The organism is Staphylococcus sp. 231237_7MaSpsaltlick (genome assembly GCF_043107035.1).
Genome location: NZ_JBICNX010000083.1, coordinates 1 through 2308, shown reverse-complemented (window position 1 = coordinate 2308; position 2308 = coordinate 1). Strand labels below are relative to the sequence as shown.

The window sequence follows — 2308 nt, the reverse complement described above, 5'->3', positions numbered from 1 at the left end:
AACAAATATCTTCAACATGATAACAAGTCATGATTCAATGTGAAGCTTATATTGTATGACGAAAGAACATCCCAAAATAAAATATGAACGGGATAGCAATGGGATTTGATAACTTCAAGTGACAGAAGGATTACGCAAGCGTAATCCCGAAATCCCATTATTATTTATAAATAAATAATATAAAAAAAAAAGTAAGTCGTACTGACATCTACAAATCCAAATCATATATAAATATATAGCTATATTTCCTGAGAAATGAGCGGGATAACGGGATTTCCTTGTCATATCAACAATTGTGATGATTTTCGATTGGGATATTTTCTGTATTTCAGTGGGATTTCTAAGCGAAACAAACATTATTTCAAACTTATATTATCAAAATGATGTATCACATGTATACATCTATCAAACACATTAGGAGGTCATAATGATGACACTAGAACAACAACTCAAGCACTATATAACCAACTTATTCAAACTGCCAAAGGAGGAAGCATGGGAATGTGAATCTATCGATGAAATCGCTGATGATATTCTTCCTGAACAATACGTAAGACTTGGCCCATTAACCAATAAAACACTTCATACCTATACCTACTATTCTGAATCGCTCCATCAAAGAAGTATCTATCCTTTCATTCTCTATTATCAGAAAAAGCTCATTGCGATTGGCTATATCGATGAAAATCATGAAATGGATTTCTTGTACTTGCATAATACAATTATCCCCTTATTAGATCAAAGACACTTACTACAAAAAGGAGACTCATAAATATGAATACATGGATACGGATTGCACAAATCAGTGTCACTGTCATTACCGAAGTCATCTCAATAATGAAAGATGCAGAAAAGGAGAAATAATAATGGAACGCTATATTACACGAGGTATCGCCTCTAACTTACCAACCATATTACAACAACAATTATGGAAACTTGTAGCACAACGTGAAAACGAACAGTCCAAGGAACTAGAAGAAATAGATTATTTTCATATCTTCCAGTTCAACATGCACAATAATCAATTATATATCAAGCACAAACAAGAACGTCCTGAGTATGTCAAAATTCATAAAGCTAATTATTCAAAAGCTATCGATATCAATAAGGTCTACGTCATACGAGAAGATGATGTAGACCTTTCTTATTATGTCATGTTATTACCGGATGAATACTAACTAGGAGGAAACAAACATGCAGACAATAAAGAACACATTAGAAACTGAAGCTATTTTCAGTGATGACCAACAGCATCGCTATCTACTTAAAAAGACATGGGATAAAGATAAACAAGTTATCACAATCATTACTATGTATCCACATTATGATGGCGTACTCAACATAGACTTAACAACACAACTGATTATGAACAAAGTTTCAGAAATGGATGTATTTGGTTCAATCCATTTTGTGAACCTATACTCTAATATAACGACACCAATCAACCTAAAACATCTGGAAAATGCCTATGATAAGCATACAGATATTCAAATTATGAAAGCTGTGAAAGAATCTGACGAAGTGATATTAGCTTGGGGGGCCTATGCTAAGAAGCCAGTTGTTGAAGCACGTGTAAATGAAATTTTAGAGATGTTAAAACCACATAAAAAGAAAGTAAAGCAACTTATTAATCCAGAAACAAATGAAATTATGCATCCACTTAATCCAAAAGCAAGAAACAAATGGAGATATAAATAAAATTAATTAAAAATTAAAATTACTTTTTAAAAATAACAGTAGAAAAGCGTAGAAGGATTGATTAATATAATTATATAGAAGTGAAAAACTATTTAAATCAATAATATAAAGTAGGGGATAATATGGATTTCAAAAAGAAAACTCAAAAAAAAATTGACCAATCTAAAAATTATATCAAAGAAAATGATATTAAAGGGAAATCGAACAACTTGTTACAGCAATTTATAAAAGGGCTTAAATTAGGAGAGCGTATACCTGTTTTGATTGCTGCATTTCTTCTAATGACAATATTATGGATACCCATGATGTACGGATCTATGACGCTGAGTATATTTAGTGGAGGAGATGGTATGTCTAATAAAGAACTTAATGCTCTGCAAGATAGATTAGACCAACGATATTCAAGCATGTTAGGAGAATAAATTATGACATTAGCAAAAATTATTAAATTATTATTGTTGCAATTTTTATGCGTATTTCTTGTAATACAAATAGGGCTTTCAGCTGGAGGGTTTTCATTTTTCACAATACTAATTTCATCATTTGTGTTATTTAGTATTATCTATTTAGCGTTCATATATCCCCGCTGGCAAAACAAATGAAAGGTATT

4 protein-coding genes are annotated in these 2308 nt (G+C 31.3%); all 4 read left to right on the top strand.

What is annotated here, in order from left to right; all coding sequences use genetic code 11:
- The first annotated feature begins 430 nt into the window (after positions 1-430).
- The 4 genes from ACF91D_RS29855 (at position 431) to ACF91D_RS29840 (ending at position 2120) form a co-directional block, all read left to right on the top strand.
- Complete coding sequence (locus ACF91D_RS29855; RefSeq protein WP_392438337.1) at positions 431-772, top strand: SAUGI family uracil-DNA glycosylase inhibitor; 342 nt, start codon at positions 431-433, stop codon at positions 770-772.
- 94 nt (positions 773-866) lie between these two features.
- Entirely contained in the window at positions 867-1178 is a 312-nt protein-coding gene (locus tag ACF91D_RS29850) for a DUF960 family protein (protein ID WP_107516028.1), read from the top strand.
- A 16-nt stretch (positions 1179-1194) separates the two neighbouring features.
- Positions 1195-1698: a DUF1643 domain-containing protein gene (locus ACF91D_RS29845; RefSeq protein WP_107516027.1), complete on the top strand. Its 504-nt coding sequence runs from the start codon at positions 1195-1197 to the stop codon at positions 1696-1698.
- Between the two features lie 122 nt (positions 1699-1820).
- The gene (locus ACF91D_RS29840; RefSeq protein ID WP_325962930.1) at positions 1821-2120 is read left to right on the top strand and encodes a hypothetical protein; all 300 of its coding nucleotides are present in this window, start codon (positions 1821-1823) and stop codon (positions 2118-2120) included.
- Positions 2121-2308: the final 188 nt, after the last annotated feature.